The organism is Streptomyces sp. NBC_01012 (assembly GCF_045162755.1).
Classification (GTDB): domain Bacteria; phylum Actinomycetota; class Actinomycetes; order Streptomycetales; family Streptomycetaceae; genus Streptomyces.
The window spans coordinates 2,673,727-2,694,291 of sequence record NZ_CP108688.1; the positions used below are offsets into that span (position 1 = coordinate 2,673,727).

At 68.0% G+C, this 20,565-nt stretch carries 16 protein-coding genes; 6 read left to right on the forward strand and 10 right to left on the reverse strand.

What is annotated here, in order from left to right:
* Positions 1 to 405: 405 nt before the first annotated feature.
* The 6 genes from OG623_RS11720 to OG623_RS11745 all read right to left on the reverse strand — a co-directional run bounded on the left by OG623_RS11720 (position 406) and on the right by OG623_RS11745 (position 10,695).
* Complete coding sequence (locus tag OG623_RS11720; RefSeq protein ID WP_406146196.1) at positions 406 to 2,031, reverse strand: N-6 DNA methylase; 1,626 nt, start codon at positions 2,029 to 2,031, stop codon at positions 406 to 408.
* Positions 2,028 to 3,479 carry a restriction endonuclease subunit S gene (locus OG623_RS11725; RefSeq protein ID WP_406146197.1) on the reverse strand — a complete coding sequence of 484 codons (1,452 nt, stop codon included), beginning with the start codon at positions 3,477 to 3,479 and terminating at the stop codon, positions 2,028 to 2,030. The genes OG623_RS11720 and OG623_RS11725 overlap by 4 nt, the downstream gene beginning before the upstream one ends.
* Before the next feature lie 8 nt (positions 3,480 to 3,487).
* Entirely contained in the window at positions 3,488 to 7,090 is a 3,603-nt protein-coding gene (locus OG623_RS11730; RefSeq protein WP_406146198.1) for a DEAD/DEAH box helicase family protein, read from the reverse strand.
* 267 nt (positions 7,091 to 7,357) lie between these two features.
* Positions 7,358 to 9,532 carry a DUF262 domain-containing protein gene (locus tag OG623_RS11735; RefSeq protein ID WP_406146199.1) on the reverse strand — a complete coding sequence of 725 codons (2,175 nt, stop codon included), beginning with the start codon at positions 9,530 to 9,532 and terminating at the stop codon, positions 7,358 to 7,360.
* 148 nt (positions 9,533 to 9,680) lie between these two features.
* A complete protein-coding gene (locus OG623_RS11740; RefSeq protein WP_406146200.1) occupies positions 9,681 to 10,064 on the reverse strand; it encodes a hypothetical protein in 384 nt (127 codons plus the stop codon).
* Between the two features lie 187 nt (positions 10,065 to 10,251).
* Positions 10,252 to 10,695, reverse strand: coding sequence for a hypothetical protein (locus tag OG623_RS11745; RefSeq protein ID WP_406146201.1), 444 nt, complete (start codon positions 10,693 to 10,695; stop codon positions 10,252 to 10,254).
* A gap of 254 nt (positions 10,696 to 10,949) precedes the next feature.
* On the opposite strand from OG623_RS11745, the gene OG623_RS11750 reads away from it, so the two are divergent.
* A complete protein-coding gene (locus OG623_RS11750; RefSeq protein ID WP_406146202.1) occupies positions 10,950 to 11,858 on the forward strand; it encodes an ATP-binding cassette domain-containing protein in 909 nt (302 codons plus the stop codon).
* Positions 11,859 to 11,973: 115 nt separating this feature from the next.
* Here the strand turns inward: OG623_RS11750 and ychF are convergent, their stop codons facing one another.
* Positions 11,974 to 13,062 carry a redox-regulated ATPase YchF gene (gene ychF, locus OG623_RS11755; RefSeq protein ID WP_406146203.1) on the reverse strand — a complete coding sequence of 363 codons (1,089 nt, stop codon included), beginning with the start codon at positions 13,060 to 13,062 and terminating at the stop codon, positions 11,974 to 11,976.
* Between the two features lie 253 nt (positions 13,063 to 13,315).
* On the opposite strand from ychF, the gene OG623_RS11760 reads away from it, so the two are divergent.
* On the forward strand, positions 13,316 to 13,966 hold the full coding sequence (locus tag OG623_RS11760) for a DUF6542 domain-containing protein (RefSeq protein ID WP_406146204.1): 651 nt from the start codon (positions 13,316 to 13,318) through the stop codon (positions 13,964 to 13,966).
* A gap of 14 nt (positions 13,967 to 13,980) precedes the next feature.
* Here OG623_RS11760 and ppgK read toward each other — a convergent pair whose 3' ends face one another.
* Positions 13,981 to 14,718, reverse strand: coding sequence for a polyphosphate--glucose phosphotransferase (gene ppgK, locus OG623_RS11765; protein ID WP_406146205.1), 738 nt, complete (start codon positions 14,716 to 14,718; stop codon positions 13,981 to 13,983).
* 148 nt (positions 14,719 to 14,866) lie between these two features.
* Positions 14,867 to 15,907, reverse strand: coding sequence for a 4-hydroxy-3-methylbut-2-enyl diphosphate reductase (locus OG623_RS11770; protein WP_406146206.1), 1,041 nt, complete (start codon positions 15,905 to 15,907; stop codon positions 14,867 to 14,869).
* 78 nt (positions 15,908 to 15,985) lie between these two features.
* Between OG623_RS11770 and OG623_RS11775 the strand changes: the two genes are divergently transcribed.
* The 4 genes from OG623_RS11775 (at position 15,986) to OG623_RS11790 (ending at position 19,750) form a co-directional block, all read left to right on the forward strand.
* Complete coding sequence (locus OG623_RS11775) at positions 15,986 to 17,329, forward strand: APC family permease (protein ID WP_406146207.1); 1,344 nt, start codon at positions 15,986 to 15,988, stop codon at positions 17,327 to 17,329.
* A gap of 171 nt (positions 17,330 to 17,500) precedes the next feature.
* Positions 17,501 to 18,712 (forward strand): exodeoxyribonuclease VII large subunit, encoded by a 1,212-nt coding sequence (gene xseA / locus OG623_RS11780; protein ID WP_406146208.1) that lies wholly within the window; start codon positions 17,501 to 17,503, stop codon positions 18,710 to 18,712.
* 43 nt (positions 18,713 to 18,755) lie between these two features.
* Complete coding sequence (locus OG623_RS11785; RefSeq protein ID WP_406146209.1) at positions 18,756 to 19,013, forward strand: exodeoxyribonuclease VII small subunit; 258 nt, start codon at positions 18,756 to 18,758, stop codon at positions 19,011 to 19,013.
* Between the two features lie 146 nt (positions 19,014 to 19,159).
* Positions 19,160 to 19,750, forward strand: a complete 591-nt coding sequence (locus OG623_RS11790) for a malonic semialdehyde reductase (RefSeq protein WP_406146210.1) — start codon at positions 19,160 to 19,162, stop codon at positions 19,748 to 19,750.
* A 108-nt stretch (positions 19,751 to 19,858) separates the two neighbouring features.
* Here OG623_RS11790 and OG623_RS11795 read toward each other — a convergent pair whose 3' ends face one another.
* Entirely contained in the window at positions 19,859 to 20,485 is a 627-nt protein-coding gene (locus OG623_RS11795) for a DUF4245 domain-containing protein (protein ID WP_406146211.1), read from the reverse strand.
* Positions 20,486 to 20,565 lie beyond the last annotated feature (80 nt).

The window sequence follows — 20,565 nt, forward strand, 5'->3', positions numbered from 1 at the left end:
CTCCGGAACGTGGACTCCTCATGTTCTCTGTACTGCGCAGAGGTCGGTCAAGCGGCTTTTCGGAACACGGTCGGTTTGTGGCTCAATCCGATCGGTTCAGCTCGGGATCCGGCGCTTCACTCCCGTTCTGGGCGATCAGCACAGAGGCCAGGCCACTACCGGAGCCAGAGACGGCGTAGGAGGCTTCGCCGCTGGCACTGGCCCAAAGAGGTGGCTGGGTCGGCCCAGAGATGTCTGCCGTGGTGGCTGTCGCGACTGCTCCATCATCGAGCCAGTGCATCGTAGGGACTTCGGCATCGCCACCTCTGATGGAATGCCGACAGTAACCGTGCGACAAAGCCGAGGGCTGCAAGGCACTCGGCACTGCAGCCCTCCAGCGCGGTGACGCCAGCCTTCCAGTCACCGTCAGACGTCTTCGGCCTCCGGTGTATCAACATCCGCGCCCAAGGACTTCGCGATGGCCGTGAACTCGGCCAGGGCGGACTGAAGATCGCGCACGATCTCCTCAGCGATGACCTCCGGCTCCAGATCGCTGTCCGCGTCCTCCAGGGCCGGGTCCTTCATCCACGTGATGTCGAGGTTGACCTTGTCGCGCCCGACCAAGTCCTCGTAGGAGTACCGTTTCCAGCTACCGTTCTCGTCCTCATCCGCGACGCGGGCAGTCAGGGGCTCACCTGCCTTGTAGCGGGCGACGAAGTCATCCAGGTGTGCCCGGGTCAGCGGGCGCTGCTTCATGGTGAAGTGCTGGCCTGTGCGGAAGTCGTAGACCCAGGTGACGGCGGTGTGCGGTTTGCCGTCGGCGCGCGGGGGCCTCTTATCGAAGAACAGGACATTGGCCTTGACACCGCCCGCGTAGAAGATACCGGTGGGCAGGCGCAGGATCGTGTGCAGGTCGAACTCGTCGAGGAGCTTGCGGCGAACCTTCTCACCCGCGCCGCCCTCGAAGAGGACATTGTCCGGCAGGACCACGGCGGCCCGACCGTTGACTGCCGTCAACGACATGATGTGCTGAAGGAAGTTGAGCTGCTTGTTGGTCGTGGTGGCAGTGAAGTCGTCACGGTCATACTGGACGTCCTCCTTCTCCACCTCGCCGTCCTGGCCGATCACGGTGATCGCGGACTTGCGCCCGAAGGGCGGGTTGGCGAGGACGAGGGAGGCGTGTTGTCCGCTCGGCTTCTCAGCGAGCGCGTCGCCGACGTCGATCAGGCTCGGGCCGTCGCTCTTGCCGATGCCGTGCAGGAGCATGTTCATGGCGGCGAGGCGGGCGGTGCCGGTGACCAGCTCGTTGCCCCAGATCTTGGATCCGCTGTCGTACGCCCTGCGGGCGTCGATATCCATGTCCCGGACGTGGTGCCGGGTGACGTAGGCGTGGGCCGCGATCAGGAAGCCGCCGGTACCGCAGGCGGGGTCGGTGATGGTGTCGTCCGGGCCCGGCCGGGTGACGTCCACCATGGCATCGATGAGCGCGCGCGGGGTGAAGTACTGGCCGGCGCCGGTCTTGGTGTCCGAGGCGCCCTTGGCAAGCAGGCCCTCGTAGGCATCGCCCTTGAGGTCGGTGCCGGTGACCGTCCACTCCTCGCGGCCGATCAGCTCGACGACCAGCTTTTCGAGCAGCGCGGGCTTGGTGATCCGGTTCTGAGCGTCGGCGAAGATCGTGCCAATGGTGGTGTGGGGCTTGCGGCCCAAGTGCTCCAGGATGGCGCGGTAGTGCGCTTCGAGCTCGGGACCGCGCCTGCTGACCAGCGACTTCCAGTTGTAGTCAGCGGGCACAAGGTCGCTGAGGTCGCGGCCACCCCACTCGTCGTTCTCGATCTCGTCGACCATCTTCAGGAACAGGAGATACGAGAGCTGCTCGACGTACTCGATGGTGGACATGCCGTTGTCACGGAGGACGTTGCAGTAGTTCCAGAGCTTCGCGACCAGCGTGTTGGTCTGCGCAGCGGCCTTCTTGGACTTCGGAGTCTCGGTGAGAGGGACGCCCTCAGAGGAGGGGCTGCTTACGTCGTCTGGGGTGGAGACGAGGGCGGTCACTTGAAGAGCTCCTGCTGAACGGTGGCGGAGGGGGCGGGGGTTGGAGCGGGAGCCGCGGGAGTGTCGGCGATGGCGCGGGAGGCAGACCGGCTACGCGAAGCGGCCGTCTTACGCGGGGCGGCGGACGCACGCTTGACCTTGCGGGCGGGCTTGGCGGCCTCGCGCTCGGCGGCGATGCGGGCGAGGAGGGTGGCGGCGGGCTCGTCGGCGGGGTCCTGCGGGAGCAGGTTGCCGTTGAATGCCTTACGGAGAAGCGCCGAACGCAACGTCTCAGCCCGACGGCCAGCCTGCTCCATTTCGCGGGCCATGGCTTCAACGCCGGACAGCAACTCGTCGCAGCGCTGCACAAGTTCCTTCTGGGTCTCCAGGGGGGGAACGGAGAACTCCACGGCCTTCAGGCGCTTGGACGACAGGTGGGCGATGTTCGTCGTAATGCGCACTTCACGCATGAACCGTCGGGCGTGGAGATGGCGGCGGAACACCATGAGCGCCCAGTCGGGGAGCACACCAGGACCTGCCTGAAAGCGCAGGAGACTGTTCGTGAAAGCGACGTCCTCTGGTACTCCGCGATACATCGCGGGGCGGCCCACGAGGTGCGGGCTCTGCCCCTCGTTCAGGAGGATGTCACCCTCGTGGAGCTTGTACTTCTCGAAGATTCCCGAAAAGTCCATTTCCATGACACTGGACGTGTCGATCCTGTCCTCGAAGACGTTTGCCACGCGCAGATAAGGGCGCATTTCAGGGCCGTTATGCCAGTCGGGATGCCGAGCTCGACCCAACTCGACGGTTCCGGCTGCCCCGACCGTCGTGACCGTCCAACCCTCGGGTTGCCCTTCGGGAACAAGCGAGGTGAATACAGATTTCCGCAACACCTCGACCCGCTTTTGTGCCACGCGCAGGGTGTGCTCGGCCGCGTCGAGCCGGGAGAGCTGCTCTTCGAGGGCCTCGACGATGCGGTGCTGTTCGGCAAGCGGCGGCAGGTCCAGCTGGACCCGCTTGAGTTTTGCCGTACTCAACGTGTATAGGCCGCTCGATGACTGGGCAACATCCATCAGCTGCGTTTTGATCAGAGGAGAGTTCCAGAGGAGTTCCAGGAACTTGGCATTAACAGCCGCCGTAGGACGAACTCTGATCAGGTGGTTCTGATGCACAGCATCAGAGATGGAACCTTTCCAGGTCGCCGCACGCCCGATCTGATCAGGGCTACCGTTCCCCTCTACGACCAGCAAGTCGCCGACCTTCAGCCGAAATCGATCGATCTCCCCTTTGAACAGTTCAACCTCATGAACCTCGGCAAGATCCAGCGTACCGCGCCCAACATTCGCCACACGCAGGAATGGGAACTTGTTCTCGACCGGCCGCCGCTTCGCCTGCTTCTGGATTCCCCCATTGACATCGCAGACCTGGTCCAGAGTGGTGCTTACCCACCCCTCCGGCAACCCACCCATACCCTTACTCAAGCCAATTCCCGATTCAACTCATCCAATAGTTCCAGCGCCTGGCTCCTGCCGCCGAAGGCATTCGCGAAACCTGGGCCGCCGCCCTTTTCGGAGAACGGCATGTGGCCAAAGTCCTCACGCTCCATGCCCAGGTCGACCACGATCGCGTCCTTGATCCGGCGCAGCCACCACAGCTGGTCATCCGTGAATTCCGCACCCGCCTGGCTCTGGCGCAGCAGCCAGCCTTCGAAACGCTCCTCGACCACCGTACGGTACGGGCGAAGCTGGTCGTCCGCGCCGAGCGTGTAGCGGACGAGGTTCATGAGGTCGCCCAGGCCGGCCGTCTTCGACAACGACTCGGTCGCCTCGCCGACCAGCTCGTAGTGGTCCCAGATGACCTTCGGTGTCCAGGTCCGCTTGGTCGCCTTAATAGAAGCCATCAGCTCCTTCAGGTGGGCCCGCGCCTCTTGCGGCCGGACCCGCGATCCGCTGCCGAGGATCACCTGGAGGGCGATCGCCTCCGCTGCCGCCTCGTCGCGCTTGCGGCTGTCCAGGAGCTGGCGCCATTCCGCCAGCTCCTTCGCCGCCCGCTCCTCCCTCGGGACCTCGTTCACCTTCAGCGTGACCTCGGTCGTCGCGTCGTACGTGAGGTCGTGCTGCTGTTTGATGCCGATGATCAGCTTCCGCAGTTCCGGGTGAGTGGTCAGAGTTTCGACCGAGTCGTGTACCAGCCGCCGTGCACGGTCCGCGCCGCCTTCCCGGTACGCCCGGTCCTGGGTGTCGACGTCCACCGCATTGGTGATCTTCCGGACCATGTCCGTCAGCGGCACTCCACCCGATGCCTGCTCGATCCGCTCCCGTTCCTCCTTGGTGAGCTTGCGGTCGAGCCGGGCCAGCCGGCGCCCGAGCGTCTCGGCCTGCTCGGCCGTCAGCGAGCGGCTGCCCGCCTTGTCCATCAGCTTGGCCAGGCTGAGACTGCCGCCGTCCGGAGGCAGCATCGGACGGGTGTCGACCAGCGGCGAGGCAGTGACGCCCACCGCATCGATCAGGACGAAACGGTCCTTGGCGAGGTCGGCGGCCGGGTCCGGGGTGACCGCCTTCAGGTCGTCGGCGTCGATCGTGCGGGCGCCGCGTCCCTTCATCTGCTCGAAGAGGACGGGGCTGCGAACGGCCCGCAGGAAGATCACACACTCCAGGGCCTTGACGTCCGTACCCGTGGCGATCATGTCGACCGTGACGGCGACTCGCAGCATCGGCGAATTCCGCAGGTCATTGACGAGCTGCTCGGGGTCGTCACCCTTGTCCCGGGAGCGGTAAGTGATCTTCTTGGCAAAAGCGTCTCCGCGTCCGAAGACCTCCTTGACCTGCTTGAGCACTTCGTCCGCGTGGTCGTCGCTCGCCGCGAAGACCAGCGTCTTGGGTAGTTCGGTCCGGTCCGGGAACCAGCGCTGCCAGTTGTTCTTGTACGCGGTGAGAACGGCCCGGATCTCGTCCTCGGCGATCACCGTGCGGCCGATCTGGCCGACCGTGTACGTGAAGTCCTCGTCCAGCTCTTCGTAGCGCTGGGCGCGGGTCTTGCGGTCGCGAATACGGACCGTCGTCCCCTTGTCGATCTTCGCGCCGCCGTCCTCCCGTATCGAGGAGTCCATGGTGACCACGTCGAAGTCGACGTTGACGCCGTCGGCGACGGCCTGTTCGTAGGTGTACTCGGAGACCATGTTGCCGTCGAAGAAACCCTTGGTCTGCCGGGTCGGGGTGGCGGTGAGGCCGACCAGGTGGGCGTCGAAGTAGTCCAGGACGCCGCGCCACAGCCCGTAGATGGAGCGGTGGCACTCGTCGATGACGATCAAGTCGAAGGACTCGATCGGGACGGCCGGGTTGTACTCGACGGTGACAGGGCGATCGGTCATGTAGTTCTCGTCGAGGGTGGAGGAGTCCTCGCGGTCCTCTGCCTCGGTGGTGTCCTCCAGCGGCTCCCCCTTGAGGAGCGCGTACATCCGCTGGATGGTGGAGACGACGACGGAGGACGTCTCCTGGAGACCGGACCGGCCGAGCGAGTCGACGTTGTAGAGGTCGGTGAACTTGCGGTTCTCGTCCGGCGCCTTGTAGCGGTCGAACTCGGCCTTGGCCTGGCGGCCGAGGTTGTTGCGGTCGACGAGGAAGAGGATGCGGCGCGCACGCGCATGCTTGAGCAGTCGGTACGACTCGGTGACCGCGGTGTAGGTCTTACCCGCGCCGGTGGCCATCTGGATCAGTGCGCGCGGCTTGTCCTGGGCGAGTGAACTCTCCAAGCCGACGACCGCCTCTTCCTGCGCGGTGCGCAGGTCGTGCGACTCCAACACCGGCAGCGCGGTGCGCAGTGCGGCCCGGAAGGTGGGGGTGTCCGGGTGCTTGGTGGCGCGCTTCATCCAGGCCGCGAAGGACTCCGGGCGGTGGAAGGCGAAGACCGGGCGGGAGCGGGCGTGCGGGTCGAGGCGGTTGAGGAAGAACGTCTCGGCGCCGGTGGTGGCGTAGCGGAAGGCGAACGGTTCCTGCTCATGCCAGACCGCCATGGAGTGTTCCTTGAGAACGCCGCCCGCATACCGCTCGTTCTGCGCGAGGGCGCCGGCCAGGGCGGTGCCCTCGCGCTTGGCCTCAATGACGCCGACGATCATGCCGTCGACGTAGAGAACGTAGTCGGCCCGGCCGGTGGACAGGGTGAACTCGCGGACCGCGACGCCCTGCGAGGCGAGCGGGTTGAGGTCGCCGTAGTTCTGGACCGTCCAGCCCGCCTGGGTGAGCATCTCGTCGATGCGGACGCGGGCCTGCACCTCGTTGAGCGGCTCGGGCTTCTGAGCGCGCTCGACGATCGCCTCACGGGCATTGGCGGTGACCGGCCGGGGCTTGAGGCGCGCCTGGTCATAACGGTCCTGGTAGGCGCGCCGGAGCCGCTCGATTTCGTCCCGGTGTCGGGCTACCTCCGCCTCGGACTCGGCACGGGCCCGCTCGGCCGCCTCGGACAGCCGCTCGGCCTCCTCCCGGCCACGCCGCTCGGCCTCCAGCCGGTCACCGACCTGGCTGAGGCGGGTTTGAGACTCGGCGAGGGTGCGCTTGTGGTGGCCAAGTGCCTCGCGAAGCTCGGCCAGCTCAGCGGATCCGCCCGGCACCTCGCTCGGCAGCTGGGGCGGTACGAACGCGGCGATCTCTCGTACGTTGTCGATGGCGCGGGAAAAGAACTGGCCGAGTTGGAAGCAGAGTTCGACGGCCTTGAGGGCCTTGCTGGTGTCGAAGAGATGGTTGTGCGCGGCGTCGTTGCGGCCACGGCGGAGGGTGTCGAAGGCATCTCTGGTGCGGCCGGGGAGCAGGCTGGCGCGCTGGAGCCCAGCCAGCCGGTCGATCTGCCGGGTTCCCTCGATGCGCACCCCGGCCCGCTGCACCAGCTCCGCGGCGAGCAACTCGCCGAACTGGCCGGAGGCGACGTACGAGACGTTGGGGTTGGTGAAGACGGACTGCTCGGCCTGCGCGCCGTAGATGGCCAACAAGGGCTGCATCGCATAGAGCCGCCCGAAGTTGGGCGACTTCCGAGCCGCTGCCTTCAGCTGCTCCGGGACTTGCTCACGACGCCGTTCCTGCCCGCTCATCCGCTGCCGCTCCTCGACCAGGCCGCATCCGGCCCTCCCCTGTGACAAGACCTCTCAGCTTATGTCGAACTGAGCCCTCCACACCGGTAAAGGAAGCGATCACGACAAGATCGACAGCGCTCAGGTCACGGGCGGGCGCCCCGGTGTCAGCCGTGGTGTTCGCCGGACCCCATCTACGCAAGAAGCCATCGGGCGACGACGGCCCGAGCGCCGCAGCGCCTGCCGGCAACCGGAGAGCCGGGCGAACCGGCCCTCCCTCGGCAGGTCTCAGACGAGCCCCTTCTCCAGGGCCTCGCGCCTGACCTCGACGAGCGGCAGCTCCAGATCACCGATCCGGGTACGCCAGAAGTTCCATCCCGGACAGGACTTCGTCTGCAGGACGAACTCGCCCGCTGCCGACAAGGACCCGAACGTCTCGCCCGAGCCGACTCGGATGCGGCCGTCGTGAAGGACCTCGGCCCGAAACTCCTCGCCCCGCCGTCGGCCCACAAGCCGTGCCCGCGCGGGCAGCGCGCCCTTGGCAATGAGGTCAGTGACAGCCACGTCGTACCTGGCCCGGGTGCGTGTGCGCGACCGGTCCTGGCTCTGGACCGGCCGCGCCACGCTCCCGAATGTGGCGGACGGATCCCAGATAATTTCGCACAGGCGCTGGTACAGGTCCTGCCGAGCGCGGATCGCCTTCTTGTCGAACTTCGGGAAAGGCCGGAGCAGACGGTCTAGCTTCTGCGCTTTCACGAACTTGTTGAAACTCGAATTCCGTTCCCGGTGGTTGGAGTGCAGTGCTCCGGCAAGGTGGTTCTGCCGCTGGTAATACTCGACCTTTTTCTCATAGGGAAGGTCCTGGTAGCTGGCGTTGTCCGACTTGCGGAGAAGGAGCAGTGCCCCGAGACGATTTCGGTAGGAGTCGAACTCAGCGCGAGTTCCTGTCTCGGGCTGATACCGGTCGAAGTGATTGGCCCAGATGTGCTCGATTTCGAAGGGCCGTCGACTGTCGAGGTAGCTCCTCATCTCGTCACCGCGCTCGCATGCGGTCTCGACGAATCCGGTGAGGCGGGCGAGGAGGTAGCGCACTTGGCGGCTGTTGTTGGAACGCAGGCCGTAGGCCTTCATGCCCGTGAAATCGTAGTCAAGCGCACTGACTTCTCGTGCAAGGATCTCGCGCAGTCTGCTGGCGCTGACGCCGCCGCGAAGGAGACCGACGAGTCTGACGGCCTCACGATCGAGGTGGACTCCGGAGCAGGGAAGGTCGTTGACGAGACGGCGCGCGAAGACGAGGTCCAGGTAACTCGCGACGAGCTTGGCCTTCTCCTTGAACACGACGGAGTCGTCCCGTTGCTCGACGGCGGCGAGGATGGGTGCGGCCTGGATCGACATCCCATTGTATGAGTTGAAGTAAATGCTGCTGAGTTCCGAGTCGTAGCCGCTGACGACTGCGGCCAGTGTGCAGTACCGGGTGGCGCTTTCCGCTAGGTCGACAATAAGCTTTCGGTAATCCGAAGAGCGGCGCAGCCCGATGTTCTGGGCATTTTCCTTGACCCATGCGTGGAAGGGGCCGTTGATCCGTTCGACATCCGGGGAGAGCTCGTCGGTTTCCCCGCTCGCGCCAACGTTCGCGAAGCGACCGATCAGGTAGGTCTTGAGGAAGTCGCTGGGGGCATTCACGTCGATGCCGGCCAGTTCGGACACCATACGGCGCCAGATGACGTCGGCACCTCCGGGATCATTGTCGATTTGGGACAGCAGAAAACTCTTCAGGAGGTCGATGGGACCGAGGCGGACACCTCGATCATTCATCGACTCATAGATCTCCCAGCCCTGTTCCGAGGTGGCGGCCCTGATGCCCACCATGCAGACACCATCAAGGAGCCAGTCGACGAAGTAGGGAAGCGCGTCGCCGCGCAGGTCCTCGGGGAACTCCTCCTGGAAGACCCTGGAGGCGTCCCACAGGCGACGCAGAGCACCCGTGGCGTTCTGAGGGAGGGAGTAGGCGTCGCCGTTGTCCTTGAAGACCTCGTTCAGAAATTGTTGACGTTCCGGGATATCCAGAGTGTGAACCGCCTGTCCGAACCTGCGGGTCTGGATGAGTCCGGCAAGTCGGTCGGCGTCGCCGTCGAGCTCCTGAGCCCGCAGCAGCTCGCGCAGGTAGATCAGCATCAGGTGCAGCGTGGTGATGCGTTGCTGCCCGTCCACAAGATAGGTGACGGGCGCTTCTTCGTGATAAACGTACGGCCCGAGGAAGTATGACTGATATCGAGCGACGTGCTCGCGGTCGTGTTCCAGCTGCCAGTTGCTCACGAACTTCTTGCGCAGGTCCGCGACGAGGCGGCCCACATCGGTACGACTCCAGGTGAAGTCCCTCTGGTATGTATCCAGTTGGTAGCGGCGCCCCGTAAAGACCTCCTCGATGGTCATAGCCCTGCTCTGGATCAAGTTCTCCAGCACGTGCCCTCCCCTGACGGCTGCCCTCACCATGCTGTGCTCATGTCCCAGTAAATACCGCCGCTCCGACATCCGGTGCCCTGACCGCATGACGTCGGGTTTCAAGGGCACGTGCGGCTACCTGCCATGGTTCGGTCGCGGGACTGCCGCGTCAGACGCGGCCTTCGTCCGGCACCGGCCCCTTCTCGGGCTCGCCATCGCCCCCTTCACCACCGTCGCCGTCGCCGTCGCCGTCGCCGTCGCCGTCGCCGGGCAGGGTGATCAGGGTGCGGACCGGGCTGAAGAGCGGCCAGAGCGCCGAGGCCACCAGGCCGACCGAGGCCGTGACCATCACCTCGACCAGGCCGAACCGGGTGCCGAGCCAGCCGCCGAGGAGCGCGCCGACCGGCTGGACGTCCCAGCTGATAAAGCGGGTCGATGCGGTTACCCGGCCGAGTAGGTGGTCCGGTACGAGCGTCTGCTTGACCGTGTCGCTGATGACGAGGTTGACCACCACGGCGAAGGTGTAGACGAAGGTCGAGACGGAGACCAGCACGATGGCGGCCGCCCGGCCGGCGCCCGCCGAGAGCGGAACGAGGACCGCGGCGAGCCCCTGGCCGAGCCTCCGGGTGAGGAGGTGGGGGTGCAGGAGGCCTCAACCAGTCCTGCGCCCCCGCCCGCCATGCTGGTGAGGCCCAGCAGACCGGGGCTGAAGTCGAGGACCTTCAGCAGGAACAGGACGTTCACCGCGAAGAACATGGAGTGGAAGATGTTGAAGTACGCGGCGGCGAGCGCCATCGGCCGCTGGTAGGCGTCGTGGCAGCAGGACACGCAGTCCCCTGACCACCTGCGCCCGGCGGGATTCCCCGGAGCCGGCTCCGGCGCCGTCCTCGTCGGCTGGGTCGGCCGACGGCGGGGCCTTCGGCCGCCGTGCCAGGGTGCACCAGGAACACGACGACGTACAGCACCGCCATGCTGAGCAGGTCGAGCCAGAAGAGCACCGGTATCGCCAGCACCAGCACGCTGCGCGCCAGGTTGGCGACGAGCAGGATGCGCCAGCGCTCGTACCAGTCCGCCCACACCCCGGCCGCCAGCCCCAGGAGCAGTACGGCGGCGGACTCCGCGGCCTCCAGGACGCCCATCTGCCAAGGGGTCGCGGCGAGGGTGGTCACGGCGATGATGCCCATGGCCATGAAGGTGATCTCGGTCCCGGCGAGCGAGATGGTCTCGCCGGTCCAAGGCGCGGGAATCCGGTGCCTTTGAAGGACTGCTTCCCGGTCTTCCGCGGGCTCTGGGCCGGGCCCCCGGCCGGACGTTCGGCCTTCAGGTCATCTGACACGTGCACGTGCTCTCTTCGGTGTGAGCGATGCGCTGTCGCGTGAAGTCCAGTGCCGCTCGACGCCCGGAGGTGGAACACTCCCTGCCCCACAGGTACTGGATCATGTCATGGGCGAGCAGGGCCGCCACGGTGGTGTTGCTCGGGCCGAAGGAGAAGGGCGCCGGTTCCGTCGAGCCGTTCTCGACCTCCCGTTCCACCGCGGTGAGCACCGCCCGCCGGGCCCGTTCGAAGCAGCTCCAGCAGTCTCCCCGGGCGGGGTCTACGAGCGGGCCCCAGAAGCCGCTGCCCACGCCGACGGCCCATGGAGAAGGAAGTTCCAGTCGCGGCTGCCCAGCGCGCCACCGTACCGGGGAGGTCAGTCGGCGAGTCGGCGGCGAGGACCCCGGCGGCCACCAGGTGCTGGGCCACGATCCCGCCCACCCCGCCGAGCCCGAGGATGTCGACCCGGGCAGAGAGGAGCCGGCGCTGCGCGGCAGCCGCACCGGAATGTGCCGTCCGCTGCGAATCACGCGAAGGACTGACCGATCCGTTCGACCTGGAGATTTTTTCAGTGAACGCGTCGCCGTCCTCGGCGCCCGGATCCGGCCCGGCTGGTTCGCCCAGACCCAGTCCGGTCCCGACCTCCACGACCGTACCCTGGTCGAGGTGCTGGGCCGGGGCGACCGCGACCGCGAGGGCCGCGAGCGGGGCGCGGCACTCTCCGCCCTGCGCCGGTACGAACTCCAGCACCACGCCGACCAGAGCTTCGGTTCCCTCTCCGGCGGCCGGCGGGCCCGCTTCCAGATCCCGCTCCTCGCACTCCAGGGCTCCACCCTGCTCCTGCTCGACGAGCCCACGGACAACCTGGACCTGCACAGTGCGGAGGCCCTGGAGATCCCCCTCGAACGCTTCGAGGGCACCGTCCTCGCCGTCACCCACGACCGCTGGTTCGCCCGGGCCTTCGACCGCTACGTGGTCCTGGAAAACGACGGCCGCGTCCGCGAGACGAGCGAACCGTACTGGGGCGGGTGAGCGGAACCGCCCATGGGCACGCAAGAGGGCCGGGGCGAGCTCGTCCCGGCCCCATCAGGCATGTGAACTTCGGCCTGAACTCCACCACATCAGCGACGTGGTGACATGTCACCCTCTACACGTTGAAGCGGAACTCCACCACGTCGCCGTCCTGCATCACATAGTCCTTGCCCTCCATGCGCGCCTTGCCCTTGGCGCGGGCCTCCGCCACCGAGCCGGTTTCGACCAGGTCCTCGAAGGAGACGATCTCCGCCTTGATGAAGCCCTTCTGGAAGTCGGTGTGGATGACACCGGCCGCCTCCGGGGCCGTGGCGCCCTTCTTGATCGTCCAGGCGCGGGCTTCCTTCGGGCCTGCCGTGAGGTAGGTCTGGAGGCCCAGGGTGTCGAAGCCGACGCGGCCGAGGGTGGCCAGGCCGGGCTCTTCCTGGCCCATGGACTGGAGGAGTTCGAGGGCCTCGTCGTCGTCGAGCTCGATCAGCTCGGACTCGATCTTGGCGTTCAGGAAGATGGCCTCGGCCGGGGCGACCAGGGCGCGCTGTGTGTTCTTGAAGTCCTCGTCGACCAGCTCGTCCTCGTCGACGTTGAAGACGTAGAGGAAGGGCTTCGTCGTCAGCAGGTGCAGCTCGTGCAGCAGGCGGCCCGTCTCGGTGCCGGCCGTGATGCCCCGGGAGAAGAGGGTGTCGCCCGCTTCGAGGATCTTCTGGGCCTCCTCGACGGCCGCGAGGACCGCGACCTTCTCCTTCTGGAGGCGGGCCTCCTTCGTCAGGCGCGGGACGGCCTTCTCGACGGACTGGAGGTCGGCCAGGATCAGCTCGGTGTTGATCGTCTCGATGTCGTCCTTGGGCGAGACCTTGCCGTCGACATGGACGACGTTCTCGTCCTTGAAGGCCCGGATGACCTGGCAGATCGCGTCGGACTCGCGGATGTTCGCCAGGAACTTGTTGCCCAGGCCCTCGCCCTCGCTCGCGCCCCGCACGATGCCCGCGATGTCCACGAAGTCGACCGTGGCGGGGAGCAGCTTCTGCGAGCTGAAGATCTCGGCGAGCTTGTCCAGGCGGGGGTCGGGGACGCCAACTACGCCGACGTTCGGCTCGATGGTGGCGAACGGGTAGTTGGCCGCCAGCACGTCGTTCTTGGTCAGGGCGTTGAACAGGGTCGACTTGCCGACATTCGGCAGACCGACGATTCCGATCGTGAGCGACACTTTGGCGACTTCCTGAAGTGAGGAGAGGGGGCTGTGCGGGCGGGCCGGGAGTGGACCGATTCTCCAGTTTACGGGCGGGGGCGGGCGGCCCGTCACGGGTACGGAGCATGCGTACGGAACGCTGTGTGGAGGGGGAGCCGGGCAGGGCCGAACAGTCGTGTTTCACTCCTGCGTGATCGAACGCAACGCCAAGGTCACCCAAAGCGCGTGTCCCACACCCGAAAGAGCGCACCCGGCGACCTAGGTTGTCGGGGTGGAGCAGCACAGGACACGTACCCCGCAGCGGACGCAGCCCCCGCAGGTCAAGCCCACCCCGCCCGGCGGCCTCGGTGAGGTCACGGCTGCGGGTGGCTATCCGGTGGCGGTCGCGGTCGCCCCGGCGCCGACGAAGGCCCCTCGGCCAGGTCCACGGCCGGGCGGCGTCGCGCCCGTGGTTCTGGCGCTGCGCAGATTCCCCAACCCCCGGCTGACCGGGATCGGCGCCGGGCTCTTCGCGGCACTGGCCATGTTCCTGCTGGCCTGCGTGGACCGGTTGCTGTTCGGCGGTTCGGAGGTCGTGTACGGGCTGTTGTTCCTGCCCGTCAGCGCCCTGACCGGCCTCTGGGTACGGCCCGCCGACCTGGTGACCGCCCCGATCATCGTGCCCATCGCCTTCGCGATCGGCGTGGTGCCCGTCGCCGGGGGCACGGGGGGCATCGGCGGGCAGACCATGGCCGTCGTGACCGCGCTCGCCGTCCATGCCGGCTGGCTGTACGGCGGCACGCTCATCGCGGGCCTCATCGCCTCCGTACGCAAGGTCCGGCACATGCGGGAGCGGCAACGGCACCTGCACAGGACCGACCGGGGCGACCGGACGGACCCGCGCGACCGGGCCGAACGGGCCGCCCGCCGCCCCCGCGCGTAGCGGGACCCCTCGCGCTACCTGCCCGCCGCCGCCATGGCCGCGCCGACGATGCCCGCGTTGTTCTGCAGCTGGGCCGGGATCATCTCGGCCCGTACGTGTTCGATGAGCGGCAGGAACTTCTCCGACTTACGGCTCACGCCCCCGCCGATGATGAAGAGCTCGGGCGAGAACAGCATCTCCACGTGGACCAGGTACTTCTGCACCCGGTGCGCCCAGTGCTGCCAGCTCAGGTCCTCGTCCTCCTTGGCCTTCGTGGAGGCTCGCTTCTCCGCATCGTGGCCGTGCAGCTCCAGGTGGCCGAGCTCGGTGTTGGGGACCAGCTGCCCGTCGCTGAAGACCGCGCTGCCGATGCCCGTACCCAGCGTCAGCATGATCACCGTGCCCTTGCGGTCCCGGCCCGCGCCGAAGGTCATCTCGGCGATACCGGCCGCGTCGGCGTCGTTGAGGATCGTGACGGGCTGCCCGATGCGGTCGCTGAGCAGCTCCCTGGCATCCGTGTCGATCCACTTCTTGTCCACGTTCGCCGCGGTCCTGGTGATACCGCCGGTGACGACTCCGGGGAACGTGATGCCGACCGGCCCCTGCCAGTCGAAATGGCCGACGACCTCGGCCACACCGTCGGCCACGCTCTTGGGCGTGGCCGGGTGAGGTGTCAGTACCTTGTGGCGCTCCTGCGCCAGCTCTCCGCGGTCCAGGTCCACGGGCGCACCCTTGATCCCCGAACCGCCGATGTCCACACCGAAGATCTCCATGTCACCCACGGTACGGGCAGGTGGCGAGGATCACTCCCCGGACGGGCGATCCGGTGAGCGACCGGTCACCACCCGGGCGGAATCCGGTGAGCGACCGGCCGCCACCCGGTGACCGGTCACCCGGTGACCGGTCACCCCGTGGCCGGTGTCACTCCGCGGAAAGCGCGGCGGCCTCGGCGCGCAGGTCGCGCCTGAGCTCCTTGGGCAGCGAGAAGGTGATCGACTCGTCCGCGGTCTTCACCGTCTCCACGTCCGCGTAGTCCCGCTCGCCCAGCCACTCCAGCACGCCGTCGACCAGGACGTCTGGCACCGAGGCGCCCGAGGTGAGGCCGACCGTGGTGACGCCCTCCAGCCAGGCCTCGTCGATCTCGTCGGCGGAGTCCACCAGGTGGGCGGCGGGCGCGCCGGCGTCCAGGGCGACCTCGACCATACGGATCGAGTTGGAGGAGTTCTTGGAGCCGACGACGATGACCAGCTCGGCGTCCTCCGCCAGCTTCTTCACCGCGACCTGGCGGTTCTGCGTGGCGTAGCAGATGTCGTCGCTCGGCGGGGAGAGGAGGTTCGGGAACTTCTGCTTGAGCGCGCCGACCGTCTCCATCGTCTCGTCCACGGAGAGCGTGGTCTGGGACAGCCAGACGACCTTCGAGTCATCGCGGACCTCGACGTTCGCCACGTCGTCGGGGCCGTCCACCAGCGTGATGTGCTCGGGCGCCTCACCGCTCGTGCCGATGACTTCCTCGTGGCCCTCGTGGCCGATCAGGAGGATGTCGTAGTCCTCCTTGGCGTAGCGGACGGCTTCCTTGTGGACCTTGGTGACCAGCGGGCAGGTCGCGTCGATCGTGGCGAGCTTGCGCTCGGCGGCCTCCGCGTGGACGGTCGGGGCGACCCCGTGCGCGGAGAACATCACGATGGAGCCCTCGGGCACCTCCGCCGTCACGTCGACGAAGATCGCGCCCTTCTTCTCCAGGGTCTGGACGACGTACTTGTTGTGGACGATCTCGTGCCGCACGTAGACCGGGGCACCGTACTGCTCCAGTGCTTTCTCGACGGCGATCACGGCGCGGTCCACACCCGCGCAGTAGCCACGGGGGGCGGCGAGCAGGACGCGGCGGGTGTTACTGCGGCGCGTAGCGCCCCCACTCGGGGCGGCGGCGGGTGACGGGCTGGGCGTAGCAGTCATGCGTCCCATCGTAAGGCCGTGTCGAACAGGCGCCGGGCCGGTGCGGTCGCGAGACTGATGCCTACGCAAACCAGCGACGGAGGGTTCATGGCGGGCAGCAGCACAGAAGAGGGGAAGCTGCGGCGCACACTCGGGTTCCGGGACCTGGTGGTCTACGGGCTGCTGTTCATCGCACCGATGGCCCCGGTCGGAGTCTTCGGCACGCTGGACGCCAAGTCCGACGGTGCCGTGGCGCTCGTGTATGTCGTGGCAACCGTGGTGATGGCCTTCACCGCGTTCAGTTACGCCCAGATGGTTCATGTGGCGCCGTTCGCCGGATCGGTCTTCGCGTACGCCCGCAAGGGGCTCGGGGAGGGGCCTGGGTTCATCGCCGGCTGGATGGCGATGCTCGACTACCTGCTCATCCCGGCCGTCGCCTATCTCTTCTCCGGGATCGCGATGAACGCGCTGGTCCCCGAGGTGTCGAGGTGGGTGTGGACGGCCATCGCGGTCGTCGTGACGACCCTGCTCAACCTGTGGGGCGTACGGGCCGCGGCCCGGGTGGGCTTCGCGGTGCTCGCGATGGAGATCGTGGTGCTGCTGGTGTTCGTGGTGTCCGCGGTGGTGGTGCTCGCCAGGGACGGGGCGGAGCGCGGCTGGCTGACGCCGCTCACCGGGGACTCCGGGTTCTCGACGACCGCGGTGCTGGGGGCGGTGTCCGTCGCGGTGCTCTCGTATCTGGGCTTCGACGCGATCGCGTCGTTCGCGGAGGAGGTGACGGGGGGCTCGGCGAAGGTGGCACGGGCGGTGCTGTTCTGCCTGGTGCTCGCCGGGGTGCTGTTCGTGGTCCAGTCGTACCTCGCGGCGCTGCTGGAGCCGGTGACTTCGGCGGAGCTGGCGGCGGATCCGGTGAAGCAGGGGTCGGCCTTCTACGACGCGGTGGACTCCTCGGTAGGGACCTGGCTGCACGACCTGGTGGCCGTCAGCAAGGCGATCGGCGCGGCGTTCGCGGCGCTGGCCGGGCAGGCCGCGGCGGGCCGTCTGGTGTTCGCGATGGCCAGGGAGCGGCGGCTGCCGTCGATCCTGTCCCGGGTCGACGCCAAGTCCGGGGTACCGCGCGTGGCCATCGCGGGGGCCGCGGTGCTGTCGCTGGTGGCGGCGGTATGGGCGGCCAGGCGCGACGACGGTCTCGACCATCTGGTGTCGGTGGTGGACGTCGGCGCGCTCACGGCGTTCGTGCTGCTGCACGCGTCGGTGGTGGGGTGGTTCGCCGTACGCCGGATGGAGGGCCCGCCGAGCTGGTGGCGCCATGTGCTGATGCCTGTGGTGGGCGCGGGCGTGCTGATCGCGGTGATCGTGGAGGCGACGGCGAGCGCCCAGCTGGTGGGCGTGTGCTGGCTGGGCGTGGGGCTGGTGGTGCTCGCGGTGCAGTGGGGGCGTCGGGTCAGGTGATCCGGACACCGGGCCGGGGTGGGGCCGGATGGAGCGGGGTAGGGCGGGCCGCGCGACCGGAAGGGGCTGCGGGCCAGCGGGCTCGCAGGTCCACGGGCATACGGGCATACGGGCATACGGGACCGGAACGAAAGGCCCTGATTGTCCTTGGCGGCCGATACGCTCGCCCGTATGGCTCTCACTACGACCCCGGAAGCCCCGCTGCCCGTCGGCGACGTCTCGCGGCTGATCGGCGGGTGGATCGACCGGCTCGGCGCGGTCTGGGTCGAGGGGCAGATCACCCAGCTGTCGCGGCGGCCCGGCGCCGGGGTGGTGTTCCTGACGCTGCGCGACCCGTCGCACGACATCTCGGTGAGCGTGACCTGCTTCCGGCAGGTCTTCGACCGGATCGCCGACGTGGTGACCGAGGGCGCGCGGGTGGTCGTCCTCGCCAAGCCCGAGTGGTACGCCCCGCGCGGGCAGCTGTCCCTGCGGGCCACGGAGATACGGCCGGTGGGCATCGGCGAGCTGCTGGTGCGCCTGGAGCAGCTGAAGAAGTCGCTGGCCGCCGAGGGGCTCTTCGCGCTGGACCGCAAGCGGCCGCTGCCCTTCCTGCCGCAGCTGATCGGCCTGGTCTCGGGGCGGGCGTCGGCCGCGGAGCGCGATGTGCTGGAGAACGCCAGGCGGCGCTGGCCCGCGGTGCGTTTCGAGGTGCGTAACACCGCGGTGCAGGGGGTGCGCGCCGTGAGCCAGGTGGTCGAGGCGGTCCAGGAGCTGGACGGGCTGCCGGAGGTGGACGTGATCGTCGTCGCCCGCGGCGGCGGCAGCGTCGAGGATCTGCTGCCGTTCTCCGACGAGGCGCTGATCCGGGCGGTGGCCGCGTGCCGCACACCGGTGGTCTCCGCCATCGGGCACGAACCGGACTCGCCCCTGCTCGACCTGGTGGCCGATGTGCGGGCCTCGACGCCGACGGACGCGGCGAAGAAGGTCGTGCCGGACGTGGGTGAGGAGCTGGACCGTGTCCAGCAGCTCAGGGACCGGTCGCTGCGGACCGTGCGGGGGCTGATCGACCGCGAGGAGCGCGGGCTGGCGCACGCGCTGGGCAGGTCTTCGATGGAGCGGCCGCAGCGGATGGTGGACGAGCGGGAAGCGGAGGTCGAGGCGCTGGTGGGGCGGAGCCGCAGGGTGCTCGGGCATCTGCTGGACCGCGCCGACTCGGAGCTCTCGCACACCCGGGCCCGGGTCGTGGCGCTGTCGCCCGCCGCGACGCTGGAGCGGGGGTACGCGGTCCTGCAGCGGCCGGACGGTCACGTGGTGCGCTCCCCCGCGGACGCCGGGGCGTCGGGCGAGGAGCTGCGGGCGCGGGTCTCGGAGGGCGAGTTCACGGTACGGGTCGCGGAGTGAGCGGCGGCCCGGTTTGTCGGACCCCGCGCATAGGGTGGTCGGCATGACGGACGACGGGACGACGACGGCTGCCGCGAAGGGCACGCTCGGGTACGAGCAGGCGCGGGACGAGCTGATCGAGGTCGTACGCCGCCTGGAGGCGGGCGGCACGACGCTGGAGGAGTCGCTGGCCCTGTGGGAGCGCGGCGAGGAGCTGGCGAAGGTGTGCCGGCACTGGCTGGAGGGCGCGCGGGCCCGGCTGGACGCGGCGCTGGCGCGCCCCGAAGAGCCCTCCGAGGAGGCCGGCGACACCCCTGAGTAGGGGTCCGCACAGACCACCCCCGGCGGCGACTTCGGGGTGTTTGTGCGGTGGGTCACTCCGGGAGGGATTTAGTTGAAGTTTAATCTATTCCTCGGTTACGGTGATCGTGTCGCTTGACCCGCTCCACCCGGAAGGTATCGCTCCTGATGTCCCTCGTTCTTGACCCCGCCGCCCAGGACCTCCTCTTCCGCGAGGCCCGCACTGCCAACACGTTCACCGACGAGCCGGTGACCGACGAGCAGGTCCAGGCGATCTACGACCTGGTCAAGTACGGCCCCACGGCGTTCAACCAGTCGCCGCTGCGCGTCGTCCTGGTCCGCACGCCGGAGGGCCGCGAGCGCCTCGTGAAGCACATGGCCGAGGGCAACCGGCCCAAGACCTCCACCGCCCCGTTGGTCGCACTCCTCGTCGCGGACAACGAGTTCCACGAGGAGCTCCCGGCGCTCATGCCGCACTTCCCGCAGGCCAAGGACGCGTTCTTCTCCGAGCGCCCGGTCCGCGAGCAGTCCGCCGCCCTGAACGCCGGCCTCCAGGCCGCCTACTTCATCATCGGCGTCCGCGCCGCCGGCCTCGCGGCCGGCCCGATGACCGGCTTCGACGCCGCGGGCATCGAGAAGGAGTTCCTGGACAGCGACCACAAGCTGCTCATGGCCGTCAACATCGGCAAGCCGGGCGAGGACGCCTGGTTCCCGCGTCTGCCGCGCCTGTCCTACGACGAGGTCGTCACGACCGTCTGACCCGCGCCCTCCGGGGATCCCGGAATCGGAAACAGCAGCGAAAGAGCCCCGCGACGCCGAGCGTCGCGGGGCTCTCGCGGTCTCACGCGCGGACGGAACCCACCGTCATCAGGAAGCGGCAGGAGCGCCGGACGCACCAGCAACACCGGCACCAGCACCAGCACCAGGGGCATCCGAGGCGTCATCGTCGGCGGAGGCCGTCTTCAGCGCACCCGCCATCTCCGCCAGCCGGTCCGCGGGCGCCGAGCCCGTGACCACCGTCGTCACACCCTCGGCATGCAGCACCAGAGCGTCGTACTTGGAGCCCTTCCAGACCTCCCAGGCCTGGCCCGAGACCTCGCGGGTGCGCCCGGTGTTCTCGGCGTGCTGGCTGACCTGGGGCACGTACTTCTTCGCCGGAGCAGTCGACTGCTCCACGGCCACGTACTTCTCGTCCGGGTCGAGGAAGCCCAGGTGCCACCCGGAACCGTTACGCCCCTCGTACGAGACGGAGGTCGGCTTCCAGCCCTCCGTCAGCCCGGCAGGGGCAGCCACCGGGTACGGGGCGGCGCGACGGGCCGTCGCGAGCTCGACCCGGTAGTCGACGGCCTTGACCGGGTCGGCCTTGTCGTCGTGCGGGATGAAGATGTAGACGACGCCCGCCACTGCGGTGATCACGAGCATCGACAGGATCATGTCCCGGACGGTCTGCTTGCCTCGCTTGCTTGCCACGGACTCAATGGTGGCATGGGGCATCGGAGGCCCCGCCAGCGGGCACCCGCTCATACGTGCCCCGGTCTGCTCATTTTATCGACCTACCGATAGAGTCACAGCAC

Bases quoted from the DNA above. Each gene is read 5' to 3' on its own strand.
- ppgK (WP_406146205.1), bottom strand. From the start codon at position 14,718: ATGGAGATCTTCGGTGTGGACATCGGCGGTTCGGGGATCAAGGGTGCG.
- xseA (WP_406146208.1), top strand. From the start codon at position 17,501: ATGGCTCTCACTACGACCCCGGAAGCCCCGCTGCCCGTCGGCGACGTC.
- OG623_RS11795 (WP_406146211.1), bottom strand. From the start codon at position 20,485: ATGCCCCATGCCACCATTGAGTCCGTGGCAAGCAAGCGAGGCAAGCAG.
- OG623_RS11725 (WP_406146197.1), bottom strand. From the start codon at position 3,479: ATGGGTGGGTTGCCGGAGGGGTGGGTAAGCACCACTCTGGACCAGGTC.
- OG623_RS11745 (WP_406146201.1), bottom strand. From the start codon at position 10,695: ATGGGCATCATCGCCGTGACCACCCTCGCCGCGACCCCTTGGCAGATG.
- OG623_RS11790 (WP_406146210.1), top strand. From the start codon at position 19,160: ATGTCCCTCGTTCTTGACCCCGCCGCCCAGGACCTCCTCTTCCGCGAG.
- OG623_RS11775 (WP_406146207.1), top strand. From the start codon at position 15,986: ATGGCGGGCAGCAGCACAGAAGAGGGGAAGCTGCGGCGCACACTCGGG.
- OG623_RS11730 (WP_406146198.1), bottom strand. From the start codon at position 7,090: ATGAGCGGGCAGGAACGGCGTCGTGAGCAAGTCCCGGAGCAGCTGAAG.
- OG623_RS11770 (WP_406146206.1), bottom strand. From the start codon at position 15,907: ATGGGACGCATGACTGCTACGCCCAGCCCGTCACCCGCCGCCGCCCCG.
- OG623_RS11785 (WP_406146209.1), top strand. From the start codon at position 18,756: ATGACGGACGACGGGACGACGACGGCTGCCGCGAAGGGCACGCTCGGG.
- OG623_RS11750 (WP_406146202.1), top strand. From the start codon at position 10,950: ATGTCATGGGCGAGCAGGGCCGCCACGGTGGTGTTGCTCGGGCCGAAG.